Source organism: Pseudoflavonifractor phocaeensis (assembly GCF_016901955.1).
Lineage (GTDB): Bacteria > Bacillota > Clostridia > Oscillospirales > Oscillospiraceae > Flavonifractor > Flavonifractor phocaeensis_A.
The window spans coordinates 18,051-33,068 of sequence record NZ_JACJLC010000017.1; the positions used below are offsets into that span (position 1 = coordinate 18,051).

At 56.7% G+C, this 15,018-nt stretch carries 14 protein-coding genes, 1 tRNA gene and 2 pseudogenes; 3 read left to right on the forward strand and 14 right to left on the reverse strand.

What is annotated here, in order from left to right; genetic code table 11:
• Positions 1-25: 25 nt before the first annotated feature.
• From hcp to H6B51_RS05910, 3 genes are read right to left on the reverse strand one after another with little or no spacing between them, the layout of a single operon-like run.
• Positions 26-1,666 carry a hydroxylamine reductase gene (hcp, locus tag H6B51_RS05900; RefSeq protein ID WP_204882802.1) on the reverse strand — a complete coding sequence of 547 codons (1,641 nt, stop codon included), beginning with the start codon at positions 1,664-1,666 and terminating at the stop codon, positions 26-28.
• 19 nt (positions 1,667-1,685) lie between these two features.
• A complete protein-coding gene (locus tag H6B51_RS05905; protein ID WP_204882803.1) occupies positions 1,686-2,018 on the reverse strand; it encodes a cupin domain-containing protein in 333 nt (110 codons plus the stop codon).
• 20 nt (positions 2,019-2,038) lie between these two features.
• Entirely contained in the window at positions 2,039-2,734 is a 696-nt protein-coding gene (locus H6B51_RS05910; protein ID WP_204882804.1) for a 4Fe-4S dicluster domain-containing protein, read from the reverse strand.
• Between the two features lie 84 nt (positions 2,735-2,818).
• Here H6B51_RS05910 and H6B51_RS05915 point away from each other — a divergent pair, with 84 nt between their 5' ends.
• A complete protein-coding gene (locus H6B51_RS05915) occupies positions 2,819-3,496 on the forward strand; it encodes a Crp/Fnr family transcriptional regulator (RefSeq protein WP_204882805.1) in 678 nt (225 codons plus the stop codon).
• 101 nt (positions 3,497-3,597) lie between these two features.
• Positions 3,598-3,674: transfer RNA gene (locus H6B51_RS05920), tRNA-Pro, on the forward strand.
• 66 nt (positions 3,675-3,740) lie between these two features.
• Here H6B51_RS05920 and H6B51_RS05925 read toward each other — a convergent pair.
• The 9 genes from H6B51_RS05925 to H6B51_RS05965 form a co-directional block, all read right to left on the reverse strand.
• Complete coding sequence (locus tag H6B51_RS05925; protein WP_204882806.1) at positions 3,741-5,012, reverse strand: tyrosine-type recombinase/integrase; 1,272 nt, start codon at positions 5,010-5,012, stop codon at positions 3,741-3,743.
• Between the two features lie 36 nt (positions 5,013-5,048).
• A complete protein-coding gene (locus H6B51_RS05930) occupies positions 5,049-5,276 on the reverse strand; it encodes a helix-turn-helix domain-containing protein (RefSeq protein ID WP_204882807.1) in 228 nt (75 codons plus the stop codon).
• A gap of 749 nt (positions 5,277-6,025) precedes the next feature.
• Complete coding sequence (locus H6B51_RS05935; RefSeq protein WP_204882808.1) at positions 6,026-7,480, reverse strand: S-layer homology domain-containing protein; 1,455 nt, start codon at positions 7,478-7,480, stop codon at positions 6,026-6,028.
• Positions 7,481-7,495: 15 nt separating this feature from the next.
• Entirely contained in the window at positions 7,496-8,290 is a 795-nt protein-coding gene (locus tag H6B51_RS05940; protein ID WP_204882809.1) for a J domain-containing protein, read from the reverse strand.
• A gap of 42 nt (positions 8,291-8,332) precedes the next feature.
• Positions 8,333-8,893 carry an MORN repeat-containing protein gene (locus H6B51_RS05945; protein ID WP_204882810.1) on the reverse strand — a complete coding sequence of 187 codons (561 nt, stop codon included), beginning with the start codon at positions 8,891-8,893 and terminating at the stop codon, positions 8,333-8,335.
• A gap of 207 nt (positions 8,894-9,100) precedes the next feature.
• Positions 9,101-9,727, reverse strand: coding sequence for a cell wall hydrolase (locus tag H6B51_RS05950; protein ID WP_204882811.1), 627 nt, complete (start codon positions 9,725-9,727; stop codon positions 9,101-9,103).
• Positions 9,728-9,729: 2 nt separating this feature from the next.
• Positions 9,730-9,957, reverse strand: a complete 228-nt coding sequence (locus tag H6B51_RS05955) for a hypothetical protein (protein ID WP_204882812.1) — start codon at positions 9,955-9,957, stop codon at positions 9,730-9,732.
• A gap of 10 nt (positions 9,958-9,967) precedes the next feature.
• Positions 9,968-10,321, reverse strand: coding sequence for a hypothetical protein (locus tag H6B51_RS05960; protein ID WP_204882813.1), 354 nt, complete (start codon positions 10,319-10,321; stop codon positions 9,968-9,970).
• A 12-nt stretch (positions 10,322-10,333) separates the two neighbouring features.
• On the reverse strand, positions 10,334-10,582 hold the full coding sequence (locus H6B51_RS05965) for a helix-turn-helix domain-containing protein (RefSeq protein WP_204882814.1): 249 nt from the start codon (positions 10,580-10,582) through the stop codon (positions 10,334-10,336).
• A 208-nt stretch (positions 10,583-10,790) separates the two neighbouring features.
• Between H6B51_RS05965 and H6B51_RS05970 the strand changes: the two genes are divergently transcribed.
• Positions 10,791-13,013 (forward strand): FG-GAP-like repeat-containing protein, encoded by a 2,223-nt coding sequence (locus H6B51_RS05970; RefSeq protein WP_204882815.1) that lies wholly within the window; start codon positions 10,791-10,793, stop codon positions 13,011-13,013.
• Positions 13,014-13,286: 273 nt separating this feature from the next.
• Here the strand turns inward: H6B51_RS05970 and H6B51_RS05975 are convergent.
• A pseudogene (locus tag H6B51_RS05975) lies at positions 13,287-14,231 on the reverse strand (Y-family DNA polymerase); the annotation flags it as partial.
• Positions 14,232-14,275: 44 nt separating this feature from the next.
• A pseudogene (locus H6B51_RS18625) lies at positions 14,276-15,007 on the reverse strand (AlkZ-related protein).
• Between the last annotated feature and the right edge of the window lie 11 nt (positions 15,008-15,018).

Below are 15,018 nucleotides of genomic sequence, written 5' to 3' on the forward strand. Positions count from 1 at the left end.
ATTATAATTGCTAAATGACTGGGTTTCAGGTTCTGTCCCCGAACATAAGAGTCATATCTTCCTCCACGGTGCCGATCCCGGTAATCCCAAAGGTATCCACCAGCACCTTGGCCACGTTGGGGCTGAGGAATGCGGGGAGGGTGGGCCCCAGGTGGATATTCTTTACCCCCAGATAGAGCAGGGCTAGCAGCACAATGACCGCCTTCTGCTCATACCAGGCGATGTTGTACACGATGGGCAGGTCGTTGATATCCTCCAGTCCAAAGATCTCCTTCAGCTTCAGAGCAATGACCGCCAGGGAGTAGGAATCATTGCACTGGCCGGCGTCCAGCACCCGTGGGATGCCGCCAATGTCCCCCAACGGCAGCTTGTTGTACTTGTACTTGGCACAGCCGGCAGTGAGGATCACCGTGTCCTTGGGCAGGGCCTTGGCAAATTCCGTGTAATAGTCCCGGCTCTTGGCCCGTCCGTCGCAGCCCGCCATAACCACAAACTTTTTGATGGCCCCGCTTTTGACCGCCTCCACCACCTGATCGGCCAGGGCCAGCACCTGGGCGTGGGCGAAACCGCCCACGATTTCTCCTTGCTCCAGTTCCATGGGAGGGGTACACCGTTTGGCGTGGGCAATCAGGGCTGAGAAATCCTTCTTCTCCCCCACCTCGCCGGGAATATGTTTACATCCGGGATAGCCCGCCGCGCCGGTGGTATACAGCCGGTCTTTATAGCTGTCTCTGGGGGGTACGATGCAGTTGGTGGTCATAAGGATGGGACCGTGGAAGGCCTCGAACTCCTCCTTCTGCTTCCACCAGGCATTGCCGTAGTTGCCCACAAAGTTGGGGTATTTTTTGAAGGCGGGATAGTAGTGGGCGGGCAACATCTCGCTGTGGGTGTACACATCCACCCCAGTGCCCTGGGTCTGCTCCAGCAGCAGCTCCAGGTCCCGTAGGTCATGACCGGATACCAGGATACCAGGCTTGTTCCCTACGCCGATGTTTACCTTGGTGACCTCCGGATTGCCGTAAGCTCCGGTGTTGGCCTGGTCCAACAGAGCCATGCCCTGGACGCCGTATTTACCTGTCTCCAGGGTGAGCGCCACCAGTTGATCCACCGTTAGACTGTCGTCCAGGGTGGCCGCCAAGGTCTTCTGCAGGAAGGCGTCCACCTCCCCATCCTCCCGGAGCAGGGCGTTGGCATGCTTGGAGTAAGCAGACAGTCCCTTCAGGCCGTAGGTGATGAGCTCCCGCAGGGAGCGGATATCCTCGTTCCCGGTAGACAGTACCCCCACGGTGTGGGCCTTCTCCTCCCAGTCGCCGGAGCCGTCCCACAGGGCGGCCTCCGGCAGCCCGGCAGAGCTGCCCAGTTCTGTCAGCAGCGCCTTCCGAGTCTCTAGGGTGGCGGTGATCCGGGTGCGAATGCTCTGCCCGTCAAAGTTGGCGTTGGTGATGGTGGTAAACAGATTGAGGGTGATCAGGTGGTTGACCTCCGGGGACACCGCGCCGCCCTTCTCCCGCAGGGCGGTGGTGATGGCGGAGATGCCGCGGGTCACGTAGACCAGCAGATCCTGTAAGGCGGCTACTTCGGGGGTCTTGCCGCACACCCCCACTCGGGTACAGCCGGTACAGCCGGCAGTCTCCTGACACTGATAGCAAAACATCTTGGTTTCCATGCTCAAACTCCTTATTCTATTAGAATACCACAACCAGCAGCATTTTGAAGCTCTCCTGAGCGTAGACGGCGTGGGGATGGCCCGCCGGCATGACGATGGATTCTCCCTGGTGCAGCAGGTACTCCACCCCGTCAATGGTGATCTTCCCCACCCCTTCCAGACAGGTGACCATGGCATCGCCGCCGGAGGCGTGGGTGCTGATCTCCTCCCCCTTGTCAAAGGCAAACAGGGTGACGCTGAGGGCGCTGTTCTGGGCCAGGGTCTTGCTCACCACCTGCCCGGGCTGGCAGGCCACCTGGTCCTTCAGGACCAGCACCTCAGACTGGGCAATGTTTTTCATCTTTTCACACATATGGCTCGTCCTTTCTGTTTTCAGTCCAAAATCTTTCCGTCCACCGATATGGTGACTACCTGCCAGGGCAGGAACTTGCCGCTGTCCTGGATTGCCTTCTTTGCGGCCAGCTCCAGCCCACCGCAGCAGGGCACCTCCATCCGCAGGATGGTGACGCTCTGGATGTCGTTCAGCCGCAGGATCTCGGTGAGCTTTTCACTGTAATCCACGCTGTCCAGCTTGGGGCAGCCGATGAGGGTGATCTTCCCCCGCATGAACTCCTGGTGCAGGTTAGCATAGGCGTAGGCGGTACAGTCGGCGGCGATAAGAAGCTTGGATCCGTTGAAGTAAGGGGCGTTGATGGGAGCCAGCTTAATCTGGCAGGGCCACTGGCCCAACTGGGATACACTGGGACCTGCCGCCGGGGCGGGCGCCTCCAGATGCCGACGCAAACTCATGGCCTGCCGGCCGGGACATCCATCGACAGGAGCCTTCCCCAGCTGCCGCTGGCGCTCCTCCACCGCCTTCTGGTCGTAAGCCGCCGCCTCCCGTTCCACAAAGGAAATTGCCCCAGTGGGGCATGCGGGGAGGCAATCCCCCAGACCGTCACAGTAGTCATCCCGCAGCAGTTTGGCCTTGCCGTTTACCATACCGATGGCCCCTTCATGACAGGCCTGGGCACAGGCGCCGCAGCCGTTGCATTTTTCTTCATCTATGTTAATGATTTTGCGGATCATGAAATCCCCTCCTTGTTTTTCTGGGTACAGTATAGTACAATCAGAAAAAATGTATGTGGTTATAACCACAGAATAGAGGTTTTTATGATGGTCTTAAAAAATCCCATTTTTCAGGGGGTAGGCCCAGACGAGTACGCGCAAATGGAGGCCCTGGGGGCCATCCGCCAAGTGGACTACCCCAAGGAATCCCCCATTTTCCATACCGGGGATATGACGGCGGAGTTTGGCGTACTGCTGTCGGGCTGCGTCCACATTGAAAATCTGGATCTGTGGGGCAACCGGATGATCCTCCACAACATCGCCCCCGGCCAGGCCTTCGCTGAGAGCTACGCCTTCAGTCGGACCCCCATGATGGTGGACGTGGTGGCTGTGGATGCCTGCAAGGTGCTGTTTATCCATCTGGGTATCTTGCTCGACCCCGCCCAAAGCCAAAAGAGCTGGTACACCAAGGTGCTGTACAATCTGCTGACCCTATCCACCCGGAAAAATCTTGCCTGGTCTAACCGGATGTTCTGTATCTCCTCCCGGCATATCCGCACCCGGTTGATGACCTATCTGTCCTCCGAGGCGGTGCGCCGGGGCTCCATGGAACTCACCATTCCCTTTGACCGCCAGCAGCTGGCCGACTATCTGAATGTGGAACGCAGCGCCCTGTCTAAGGAATTGGGCCGCATGAAGCAGGAGGGGATTTTGACCTTCCGCAAAAACCAGTTCCGACTGCTCAATGTGGACCATTCTCTCCTTCGTGAAATGGCCCTGTGATCCCATTTTCACCTTGACAACCAGCATAAAAGTCTCTATAATAACCATTAGCGCCCAGAGCAGCAGCGTTCTGTATGCACCCTGGTCGTAGTCAAGTTCATCCGGGTGTGGCGAAGCTTGGTATCGCGCTTGGTTCGGGTCCAAGAGACCGTGGGTTCAAATCCCGCCACTCGGACCACGGAGGAGCCTTGAAACTGCAATGGTTTCAAGGCTCCTTTCCCGTTTATGAGCCTGAGTTTCCCTTTTAGTTTCCCTTTTCGTGCTGGACAAGCTTGATGTACTCGTCTAGCCGAGCTGCGCTGGCCTGCTTCATCTGTTCTGTGACATGCCCATACACGTCAAGCGTGAACGAGGCTGTGTGATGTCCAAGGTTACTCTGCACCGTTTTGACATCATCTCTAGCCTGCAATGATGCCACAGCGTAGCTATGCCGAAGATCATGCAACCGAGCATTCGGCATACCGATCGACGCCACAATGCGCTTGAAATTGTGGTAGACCGTATGGGGGGACAGATGCTCTCCAATGTCGTTGCAGAACACATAGCCTTCATCGTGCCATAGGGGACCAGCATTGAGTTTAGCTTTTTCCTGTGCTTCCATATGCTGCAACAACAGATTCACCACAAAGGAGGCCACCTTCAGAGTCCGACCCTTGCCATTTTTTGTAGAGACCAAGCGATAACAGCCGCGCTCTCCAGGGATATTCTGGAGCTGCTTGTTGATGGTGATTGTCCCTTTGTCCAGATCGACGCAATCCCACAGCAGTCCGCAGGCCTCTCCCCGACGCATACCTGTAAATAGCATGGTCAGGTACAGGGTCTCGAAGGTATGGCCTCGGATGGCATCCATAAACTTGGCAGTCGCATCAGCATCCAAGGGGGTGATCTCCCTCTTCTCTGTCTTGGCCAGGTCACAGGTATCTGCGGGATTTGTACGGATATAGCCAAGCTTTACTGCCTGTTGAAGCGCCCTGTGCAGCACACCATGGATATTTTTTACGGTCTTGGCAGACAGCGAAGCAGACACGCAGACGTTCTTCCCGTCTTTCTTCGCAGAGTTCCCGCTCTTGGTGTGCTTAGGCATTTTTCGGCCAGTCTTTATCAACTGGTTATAGAACCTCTGGATATCCGCCCCAACCAGTTCATCCAGCCTTTTCCCGCCCAGGGCAGGGCGAATATGGTTTTTGATATGTTGCGCGTAGTTCAGCCGTGTAAGGGGTTTGACAGAATTTAAATAGTCCTTTTCCCATATGTCAAGCCATTCCCCCACAGTGATCTTTGTCGGCTCGCGGTATTCATGGCGGGCCAATTCAACCAACGCGGCCTGCATCTTTTCCCGGACCTCTTTTTGCGTTTTTCCTGAGAATGATCTCTGTGTCTGTCTGCCTGTACCCGGATCGAACCCCGTTGTAATACGAGCCTCCCAGTAGGCGTAGACCTTTTCACCCTTCTTGACCTGTTTCCTTCGGAGCGAGCCCCCACCTGGGGCACCCCGCTTTGAGCCTTTCTTAGCCATGATATCACTTTCTTCCCTACTTTGTTTGGGATAGGCTTAGCCGTTTCCCGGCTCCAAAGCAGTCTCTTCAGCCATCCCGAGGAACTCAAAGATTGCTGCTCGCGGAACCAGAATTTTCTTACCCACCTTGATGCTGCGCAGGCGCCCGCAACGTACCAGTTCATAGACCTTTCCTGTGCCGAGGCATAATACCTTGGCTACATCAGGCACTCGCAATACTAAAGGCAACCCGTTGGGTGCTAGCCCGCTTCTATCACTATTCATATTTACTCCTCCCTGATAATTGTCTGATCGCGCAGATAAAGGTGTTTGTCTAAAAGATTGCCTTTGAATCACCTCTTTGCGTTGCCAGCACCGTACAGAAAACAAAAAACCGACGGACTATTACCAGTCCGTCGGCAAAAAAGCAAAAAAACCCCTCTCACGGCAAACTGACAACAGTATAATCCGTCAGAGCGTCGAACTCTGGGGTTGCTGTACTACCCTAAATAATGTCTCCTAGTTTAGAATAGACAGCACCTGTACCGCTCCGGTTTGAGGGATAGTGAAGAACCACTCCAAGGCTAAACCGCATATTCGCTGTTATCACATGAAGCATAGCATAAATGGCTAGAACAAATTCATGAAACGACAATACACAGCTTATATCGTTCTTTGCCCATGTGGCTCTTTATATGTGTATAATATAGCAAAAAAATCCCATATTGTAAAGTCTTTTTGTACCATATCATCCATATTTCCCCGATTTAGTCACGAGAATTTATGCCATCTTCTTTCTTGATACCTATCATCTTTTCCATCCAGGTCACAGTATACCGACCTTATATCCGCCGTAGCTTGTGTTGGCCGTACTTCGGTTGCCTACTCTTCTGCCTCCCTGACCCAGACAGGTTAGCCTTGGATTTGTATATCTTTTTCCTCTGTATAGATTAGGGTCCCAGCTGCCGTTTGTTGCAGCTGGGACCCTTTTAACAGGCCGGAGTCCATTTGTAGGTGGAGCGTTCTGTTTGGTCTCAGCCTCCGTTTTGCTCGTAGATGACGCCGATGCTGTTAGAAGAGTTATCATAGAACGCAAAGACCCCCTGGCTGTTCACACAGGCATTCCAGATATTATAGGGGAAAGAAGATCCATCCATATTTTCAATTTCATCCAGCCCAGCGACCACATGGAAGTTGCCCGCGTGGTCAATCTTCATCAAACCGGTCGAAGAGTCCCAGAAGTAAAACCCGTCCGGACCCGCGGCAATGCTCTGGGCATTGTTGACTGGCGCCCCCTGGGACAGGGTAAGGGCTGATTCCTGCCCTGTCAGGAGATCCCTTGCGGTTGCTGCGGAGTCGCCCTGGCGGAAGGTGTAAAGCGTATCGCCCAGGATACTGTAATAATAGCCGCTGGTGGGCTCATATGCCCGGGAGGTTGTACGGAGTGCTCCTGTGTTTGGGTCTAACCTCCAGGTTCCATTCTCCTCGAAAGGGATCAGGATGGAGCCGTCCGACAGAACGTACAGACATCTCGTGTCGGAGATTCGCCCGCCGGTGCGGCGCAGATCATCCTCGTGCTCAGAGATGCTGTAAACCAGCTCCGGGTTGTAGGGATCGCTGACATCATACAACTCCAGTGGATCGCCCAGGGCTAGATAGATGATGTCGTGGGCACTGTCATAGGCCAGGCAGGCGTTTTCCCATGTTCCGCCAAGCTCAATGCCTTCTGCCGAGCTATCCTCCGGATCCAGGAAATAGACGCCGATCCCGTCCGTCAGAACCATTTGATTGTCGTTCGTCAGCACCATGGAGCGGAGGCCGCCCATCCCGTCCAGAAGGGTCATCATGCCATAGGGATATTGCATAAACGAGCGGTACAGGACCGCGCACGCCGCCGCACGGGACACGCCCTCCCCTGGCCGGAAGGAGCCGTCCGGGTAGCCGGTCACGATTTCATGCTCCAGGGAATAGGCAACGTAGGGCTTTAGTGCTTCGGTGATATCAGCATAATCCGAGAAGGTGTTTTGGGCCCTGGAAAGATCCGCTGTGCTGACATCAACGCCCATTGCCCGTATGATTGCGGTTACCATATCCTCCCGGGTGATAACTTCCTCCGGCCGGAAGGAGGCGCCGTCATAGGGAATATAGGACTGGACCGCCAGGATATAGTCCTTCGCCCAGTTTGAATCGATGTCGGTCGGGGCTGGCACGGCCTCGGCGTCCGCAGGCTCGATCCCCTGGATTTCCAGCATACAGGCCAGTACCTTCGCAAATTCATCCCGGCGCATGACCTGATCCGGGCGGAAGGTCCCGTCTGTGTATCCGCTCAGAATGTCGAGCCCGGACATCGCCTCAATATACTCGTAGGCCCAGTTTGTCTCCGTAACATCTGAAAAGGAAGGAGCCGGCACTCCCACAGCACGGCTGGTCGGCGCGGCCAGGAAGGCAAAGAGCAGCAGCACCGCGCAGAACATCGATCGTTTTTTCATAGAGATACCCCCAGTTTATGTATTTTTTGAATATCCGCCCCAGCCCAGATATAGGATCAGCAGGAGGAGCAGTCCGACCACGAGATATGGAATTGAAACCGCTGTGCTGTACACCTGCGTGGTGGGGAAAAGCAGCGACGCGACGAACAGAATTGCCCGAAAAAATAGGTTTTCAAGAGCCACCAAGCCGGCAATCCCCTTCGCCTCATAATAGGCGCTGCCGCCGTCATCAGCCGACCAGATCTGCTTGACCGCTTGCAGAGAGGATAGGAGAAAGCCGCTGAGGAGTAGGGCGGAGAGAAACAGCATGACCCAGCTTGCTGTGGAAAGCTCCCCATATACGCCGAAAAGGCCTGCGAATACCTCCCATATCACGAGCTGTAAGTCATTGATGCGCACCCAGGGGACAAGAAAATGTGTGATTGCCAAACAAATCGCCGCCGCTGAATACAGCAGATTCATCAGTGTAATGCTGCCACATCTTCCGGTCGGCCTGTCCTCGTCTTTCGTGTTGGGCGCGGCATCATCCTGCCGGTGTTCTTCCTGTTGACCTGCGTCAGGCTCCTGGCATTTGGCATCTTCCGCTTCTGGCTGTGTCTGCTTCCACAGCAGATCATATTCCGTCCTTTTTTGTTCGTCTCCCAAAATCTCAAAGGCCTCGTTGAGTTGCTGGGTGATGCGGGTCCCCTCCTGTGGATCACCCTGATAGACATCGGGGTGATACTGCAGGATCATGGCCCGATAGGCATCCTTGATTTCTTTGGCGGATGCCCCGTACCTGATCCCCAGAACGGCATAGTAGTCTTTCAATGCCTCGCACACTCCCCACCCGGGGATGGTAACCGTACAGCCTCAGGCATAATCGCCGTTCTTCCACTTGCCGCTGTACACCACCTGTCCGTTTTCGTCATATAGGGTGCCCCTGCCATGGTACGCATCATTTTTGAATTCCCCCTCATACAGAACTGCCGTACTCCCGCTCTGGTATTGAACACCTCTGCCGTCCCGCTTATCGTTTTTCATTTCTCCCTCATAAGAGAGCATGCCGGAGCGGTATTGTTTCACCGGACCGTTGGCGCTGCCGTCCCGAAATTTTCCCACGGTGACTGTAAAACCGATATCGTCCAACCGCAGACTGTCCGCCCCGCTCATCTGGCTTGCCAGCACCGAGTAATACAGGCTGCAGGAAAAGCGATTCCCCTGCCCATTTGGGGCTCCGTCTTTGAACTCGCCCTCATAGCACACATAATTAGCAAAGGAATGATAGATTGTCCGGAGCTCTTCTTCCCCGATTCCCCGGTACGACAGATTGAGCACCACATTTTCGTCCTCCGAGGTCGGTTCTGCAAAGAGCAGGCCATAGCCGTGATACTTTCCCTCACGGAATGTGCCTATGTACAGGATCCGTTCCATTCCGGAAAGACTCCCGGAGGGCGCCGATAACATGCCAAAGCCATCCGGCTCGTTATCCTTCCTTCATGCTCGTTCCTCCGTTTTCAGATTTCAAAGTGCATATATCATCGTGGCGGCGGTTCCCCACGTTGCCGACGGGCTCCCGTGACGCCCCCGCTGGGGAGCGTTTCGGCCCGTGCCCGGCGGGCCATCATCAGACGGGTTTTCCTATTCCCACTCATATTGGTAGCAGAACACATGCGCTCCGATTGTTCCCCACACATCGTCGTTCTCCCCCTCTCTGGAGAAGTAGACCACATCCATGGGAAGCACCGGATCTCCGTACATGGCGGCATCCACCGCCGCGTATTGAGCCTCCCCCGGCTCCGCTTCCGGAATGGCGGACGCCGTTGAGAACTGCCCCTCCTGGTAGATCACGCCCTTCACGCTCCCCGGGAAGTTGTCCGCGGCCACCCGGTTCAGGATCACTTCGGCTACGGCTTGCTGTCCCTCTGCCGGTTCACCGCGCGCCTCCAGGTAGATCACCCTTGCGATCAGCTCCCGCTCGTCCTCTGTGATCTCCCCATACCTGCTTTGCGGCTCCTCGGCTTCCGCCTGCTGCCCGGCCGTCTCTTCCGGCGCCAGCAGCTGCACCGTTACCGTCCATCCGCTCTCCGCCTCGATCTCTTTCTCCGCCGAACAGCTGGAGCTGATCAGCAGTATTGTGAGCACCAGGGAGACCAGGCAGGCCGCAGCCAGGGCGGCCTTCAGCCTCGCCAGCTCTCGCCTCTGCCGCAGCCGCTCCATCCTGGACGGCTGCACCTGCACCTCGATTGTGAAGAACTGCTGCTCCACGTCTATACCTCCCCGTCCTTGACCGAAATGTAATAGCCGCACCCGTTGTGAGAGATGGTCTTTCCGAACCGCATGCTCACCAGCGTCTCCATCAGCCCGTCCGGATCAAACCGCACGTGAGACGCCCACCCGGACACCTCCATCAGGCAGCCGAAGGCCTCCGCAATCGTACTGCAACGATAGGTCAGGGGGTAGTTCCTGTTTTCAATGATGATCTCATAGTGTTTCATGGCGTCCTCCTCACTTCTCCGCCCCGGTGTCTCCGTCACGGATCTCCGGCACGGTGAGCACCGTCGCCAGGATGGCCAGCACCTGCACGGTGCTCACCCCCACGGTTTTTGCGTGCTCCTTCAGCAGCACGGCCAGCCCGTTCAGGGCGGCCGACGCGCTTGACGCCTGGATCTCCCGTCTGAAGGTCTCGCTGCCCTTCTTCTTCTCCAGGGTGATGATCACTTCAGCGTCCACCGCTTCCTTGATGGCAGCCTCTCTGGCCTTATAGGCCACGCTCCGCCTCTCTGTGCCTCTCTTGCAGTCGCAGACCTCACCGTGATCCAATGACACCCCGCACTTCTCGCAGGTCCTGAACTTTGCCATAATAGCTCCTCCTTACTTTTCCGCCTTCCGGCGTCCTCTGTTCCGCAGGTTCTTCTGGTATACCTCTTGCCCTTTATCAGGGTCATACTTCGGCCGCTTGTTCTGGTCCAGCTCGCCGGTGTCTCCTCTCTTCAGCTCGCTGTAAATGGCGGCAGGGGAGAAGCCGAGATCGACCGCAATCTCAACAGCGCCGTCTCCGGCCTCCCAGCGCCTCGCCAGGACCCTCCGATCCTGCATGGTCAATGTCCTCTGTTTGCTCACGTTCTCACCTCGTTTCCGCCGGACCTGCCCCCGGCAGCAAAAAAATAATGCAGAAAAAGGTCGTTTAACCTTTTCTGCATTTAATGTACTATCTCACGGGATGGCTGGAAGGGTCAGCAATACCTTGTGCTCTCAAGCATATTATGGTATTATATCAAAATACGGTATTTAATATCGGGAATTTTGGTATAAGGAGAGATGTGGGATTATGTTACGTCGAGTAGGAGCTGCCGCATTGGCGCTCTGTATGGCCACTGGCCTGGTTTCCGGAGTGTCTCCGGCGGCCAAAGCACAGCCGGGGCAATCATCCTTGGCCATTGAGGAGGAGTATCTGTTTGCCGGCCGGAACAACGACTACTACACCGAAGAGGCCTATTATGCCACTCCGGTGGTGGTGGATTTGGACGGCGACGGAGCGTTGGAGGCCATCAACGCCGCCTACTCCCTTTCTGTGGTGAACGCGGTAACTGGTATGGAAAAGTGGCGAATCAATGCGGGTAAAGACCGCTCCACCCCCTATTCCGACTACGGCAACGTGGCATCGGGCCAAGTGTTCGCGGATTTCAAAGTGCTGGATCTGGACGGCGACGGTGAGCTGGAAATTGTCATCGGGTACGGCAACGGCTCCCTGTCTGTGCTCAACAGCGAGGGATACTTTGAGCCGGGCTGGCCTCAGAAGCCCACCAGCAGCCCCATTCGCTCCCTGGCGGTGGGGGACGTCAACGGTGACGGCAAGCTGGAGATCGTGGTAGGCGTGGGAATCGCTTCATCGGTAAGTGTGTGGGTCTATCGTAGCGATGGCACCATTCTGCCGGGCTGGCCTCAACTGGCAGATTCCCAGAACGCCAACTACTCCCAGAGTACCATTACGGGCAATGCCTACAATTACGGCGTATTTGCCAACTCTATTGCTCTGGGCGATCTGAACGGGGATAACGTCCCTGAGATCATCGTCCCCAATGACACCGCCTTTATCGGCGCCTACTACGGGGACAGCTCCCTGGTGACCGCTTCCGACCTGTTTGAAGGCCGGAGCTGGGGCAAGGTGGCGGTCTATGAGGACTACGACCAGGAGATCTCCTGCGAAAACGAGGGCTGGGGCTACCCCGTGGACGGGGATGAGACCCGTGCCGAGCTTTACCGGGCCACCTTTGGCCACTCCGCGGCGACCTACAGCGACGTGGACGGCGACGGTGTTTCGGAGGTAGTGGTGACCGGACTGGTGTTCGACCGCACCGGTTACAACCAGTCCAACGACGCCACTCTGGAAGACACCCGGTACATGACCGCCTTCATCTTCAACCAGGACCGCACCCGCTACGTCAATGAAGCCCTGGGCTTTGACTGGACCTCCGCTCCCCGGGATCTGGGCAGATGCCTGAAGTCCTATGACAAGGTTTCCCTGGCCGGCGGCGTCTTCTCCGAGCCGGTGTGCGCCGACCTGGACGGGGACGGGTACCAGGAGATCCTCTTCAACTCCTACAACGGCAAGCTCCACTGCTTCAACCTGGACGGCACGGAGCACGGCCAGTGGCCCTTCACCCTGCCCAAGAGCACCTCTACGGCGTTTGAGTTTGCCTGCCCGCCGGTGTGCAAGGACATCAACGGCGACGGCAAGCTGGAGGTCATCGTGGCCTCCTATACCGAGAACAACGACCGCACCGATACCAAGGTCAACGGCGCGCTGTATGTGCTGGACTGCGACGGCAACCTGCTGGCCAGCCACGACCTCCACGACGGCTACGCCAGCTACAGCGGCACTGTTTCGATGCACAACGGCTGCATGGCCACTCCTCTGGTGGAGGACGTGGACGGGGACGGCAAGTACGAGGTGCTGCTCAACACCACCTACTACGCCCTGTGCTGCTATGAGCTGGACTACGACGCAGGCAAGACCTTCTCCGACGTGGCAGCGGGCTCCTATTACGAGGCTCCGGTGAAGTGGGCGGTGAACAAGGGCATCACTACCGGCGTGAGCTCCACCCTGTTCGGCATCAACGCCGTCTGCGACCGGGCCCAGATCATGACCTTCCTGTGGCGGACCGCCGGCAGCCCCACCCCCAAGACCACCACAAATCCCTTCTCGGACGTCCCCGCCGGCTCCTATTACTATGACGCCGTGCTGTGGGCGGTGGAGAACGGCATCACCACCGGTACCGGCGCCGGGCTCTTTTCCCCCACCCGGCAGTGCAGCCGGGCCGAGATTCTGACCTTCCTCTACCGCTTTATGGGTGAGCCCAGCTACCGCTCTACCTGGGAGCCCTTCCGGGATGTGGACGGTACGGAGTATTTCTATGACGCCATGATGTGGTCGGTGGAAAACCATCTCACCGACGGCTTCCTCGGGGAGTACAGCTTCGGGCCCAACACGCCCTGTGTTCGCACTGAGGCCATGACCTTCCTCTACCGGATGGTGGGCCTGGTGGTGTGATCTCCCTGGCGGGCCGACAAGAGAGTCGCCGGAAAAGTCCGGCAGATGCCCGCTGTGAACTGTAATACCAGAAGGGGCTGCTGCGCACCAGCGCAGCAGCCCCTTCTGCTTGTCAAAAAAGCCTCGCGGAGTTCGTGCCCGCAGGCACGAAAAAAGCTTAATGGCGCATATACAATACAAGTGCAACAGTGTAAGAAAGAAGTGGACTCATAGGGGATGCGCCCTTACAATGGTGTTTGCGGACAACCAAATGAAGGGGGGCAACCCTAAGTCGTAAGGGCACTTGAGAACCTGGCCGGAGACAATGCTCTTGTTCTCCGGCTTATAGGCTTTCACATCTGCAATGGTGCAGGGCTCCCACCCCCAGGCGTGATCAATGAGCAGCTCCGCATTGATGCCGAAGAGATTATATAAGAGCGCCTCATTATGATACTCCCCGGGCTTGCCAATGGAGCACCGGGCGATGTCCCCCATGGTGTACAGGCCGTGGGCCTCCAGCTTGGAAGCGTATCCTTTGCCCACTCGCCAGAAATCAGTGAGGGGACGGTGGGTCCATAAAAGCCGCCGATAGCTTATCTCGTTGAGCTTGGCGATGCGCACCCCGAACGAATCGGGGTGGACATGCTTGGCCACAATATCCATTGCAACTTTGGCCAGGTACAAGTTGGTCCCCATACCCGCTGCGGCGGTGATGCCGGTAGTCTTAAGGATGTCCAGAATGATGGTGCGGGTCAGCTCCCGAGCCGTCATTTTGTAGGTGTCCAGGTAATTGGTGAGGTCCATGAACACCTCGTCGATGGAGTAAGTGAAGATGTCCTCTGGAGCTACATATTTCAGATAAACACTGTAAATCTTCGTGCTCCAGTCAACGTAGTGGGCCATCCGGGGCGGGGCCACGATATAGTCCAGGGCCAGGGAGGGATCACTCTGCACATCCGGGTCGTGCCAGGAGGAGCCGGTGAGCTGATGCCCCGGGGCGCTCCACTTGCGTTTGGCGTTGACCTCGGCAACCTTTTGAACCACCTCAAAGAGACGGGCCCGTCCTCCAATGCCGTAGGCTTTCAGAGAGGGGGAGACGGCCAGGCAAATGGTTTTGTCCGTGCGGCTCTGATCTGCCACCACCAGGTTGGTGGTCATAGGGTCCAATCCCCGCTCCACACATTCCACGCTGGCGTAAAAACTTTTCAGGTCGCAGCAGATATAGGTCCGCTCTTTCATATCTCTCCCCCCTCCATCAATAGTATCTCACAAATTCAGTCCAGTTATCGGGACCATCCCAGCACGGCATACAGTTCTTTCTGGGCGGCCTCCGGGAAATTTTTGCGGATCTGTTGGTAGATCAAAGCCTTGGACATCTTTGGCGCCGCTGCATAGGCGGAAGAAACATGGTCATAGCCCAACAGGGCCTCCGGCGTGGTGTAGACGGAAATGGGCCAGCCGTAGGGGATACCCCGTTTGTTAATCCGCTGCCGGAAGTCTCGGATCAGGAGGTATCCGCCCATCTGGAGGTCGATGACCGTGCCCTCGAAGTTTTTCTCCCCGCCCTTGCCAAAGCCGGCCCGCTGTTTCAGGGCGAAGGAGAACCACTCGTCCTGCCCGGCAAAGCAGTCCATGATCCGCTTCTGCCGCATGGGAGCCAGCTCGTCCTCTCAGCGGCTGTCAAAGTCATAGCTGTCCCGCCGCCAGTTGGCGAAGTGGGGAAACCAGGCTTTGGAGATGAAGCCGGCCTTTTTCCCGAAAAACTTGCCGTAGGCCGCCTGACCGCTCCGAGCCATGAGGCAACGCCACTCCCAGGGGTCCTGCTCCGCATCACCGGACCACCAGTAGAGGGGGGCGGTGTGCTCCTCCACGGAGAAGCCAGCCACCTCATTCTTGAACAGGGGCAGAAAACCAATCTCATTGATCCAGCCTATCAGCTCCTCCCAGCTCTGGATGCGGGCGGGATCATCCCAAGCCATGCCCCGCATGATCCACTCGCCGTTCTCAATGGCCATGGTGTCGCCCC

Bases quoted from the DNA above. Each gene is read 5' to 3' on its own strand.
- H6B51_RS05960 (WP_204882813.1), bottom strand. From the start codon at position 10,321: ATGGCAAAGTTCAGGACCTGCGAGAAGTGCGGGGTGTCATTGGATCAC.
- H6B51_RS05955 (WP_204882812.1), bottom strand. From the start codon at position 9,957: ATGAAACACTATGAGATCATCATTGAAAACAGGAACTACCCCCTGACC.
- H6B51_RS05910 (WP_204882804.1), bottom strand. From the start codon at position 2,734: ATGATCCGCAAAATCATTAACATAGATGAAGAAAAATGCAACGGCTGC.
- hcp (WP_204882802.1), bottom strand. From the start codon at position 1,666: ATGGAAACCAAGATGTTTTGCTATCAGTGTCAGGAGACTGCCGGCTGT.
- H6B51_RS05930 (WP_204882807.1), bottom strand. From the start codon at position 5,276: ATGAATAGTGATAGAAGCGGGCTAGCACCCAACGGGTTGCCTTTAGTA.
- H6B51_RS05970 (WP_204882815.1), top strand. From the start codon at position 10,791: ATGTTACGTCGAGTAGGAGCTGCCGCATTGGCGCTCTGTATGGCCACT.
- H6B51_RS05935 (WP_204882808.1), bottom strand. From the start codon at position 7,480: ATGAAAAAACGATCGATGTTCTGCGCGGTGCTGCTGCTCTTTGCCTTC.
- H6B51_RS05915 (WP_204882805.1), top strand. From the start codon at position 2,819: ATGATGGTCTTAAAAAATCCCATTTTTCAGGGGGTAGGCCCAGACGAG.
- H6B51_RS05945 (WP_204882810.1), bottom strand. From the start codon at position 8,893: ATGGAACGGATCCTGTACATAGGCACATTCCGTGAGGGAAAGTATCAC.
- H6B51_RS05925 (WP_204882806.1), bottom strand. From the start codon at position 5,012: ATGGCTAAGAAAGGCTCAAAGCGGGGTGCCCCAGGTGGGGGCTCGCTC.
- H6B51_RS05905 (WP_204882803.1), bottom strand. From the start codon at position 2,018: ATGTGTGAAAAGATGAAAAACATTGCCCAGTCTGAGGTGCTGGTCCTG.